1 protein-coding gene is annotated in these 670 nt (G+C 53.6%); it reads right to left on the reverse strand.

The genetic code is table 11. The features are described from left to right. A partial coding sequence (locus tag MGEO_RS21060; RefSeq protein WP_143746346.1) for an ammonium transporter occupies window positions 1–522 on the reverse strand: 522 nt, incomplete at its 3' end. Between the last annotated feature and the right edge of the window lie 148 nt (window positions 523–670).

Consider the following 670-nt stretch of genomic DNA (forward strand, 5'->3'; position numbering starts at 1 on the left):
AAGCGCGAGGCCCGCCCAACCCCCAACGCTGTGAACCACCGTCGACCCGGCAAAATCCACAAAGCCCAACTCTGCAAGCCAGCCTGACCCCTCGGACAATCGCCCGGCCCAGCTCCAGTGCCCTGCAATCGGGTAGAGGAACCCCGATACGATCACAGCGACGAAGAGATAGGCCCCGAACTTCATCCGCTCCGCGACAATCCCCGAGAGGATCGTGACCGACGTCGCGCATAACATCACCTGGAACAAGAAGAAGACGGCAAGAGACGGGGAGGCCTTTGCAAAGTCGAGGGAGAACAGATCCGATCCGATCCACCCTTGATAGCTCAGACCATACATCAGTCCGAAGCCCAGAAACCAGAACGTCAGAGCTGAAACACAGAAGTCACAGAAGTTCTTGATCGCGACGTTGATATTATTTTTTGAGCGGGTCATTCCGGTTTCGAGGCAAAGAAAGCCCGCTTGCATCAAGAACAATAGCGTAGTGGCGATGACCACCCAAAGCAGATCAATGCCCTCCATCAATCGATCCTCTTCTGGAAAAAGCGAGGGCCTTGCAGCAGCTTTACATTCGCGAAAACTAGAGCTTTAAGAAGTTTCATCTAGCGCTCTCCAAGAAATGTCTTTCTCCAATCGGCAACTCACTTTCGTGCTGCATCCCATGTTCTGA

It is taken from the genome of Marivita geojedonensis (assembly GCF_002115805.1).
GTDB lineage: Bacteria > Pseudomonadota > Alphaproteobacteria > Rhodobacterales > Rhodobacteraceae > Marivita > Marivita geojedonensis.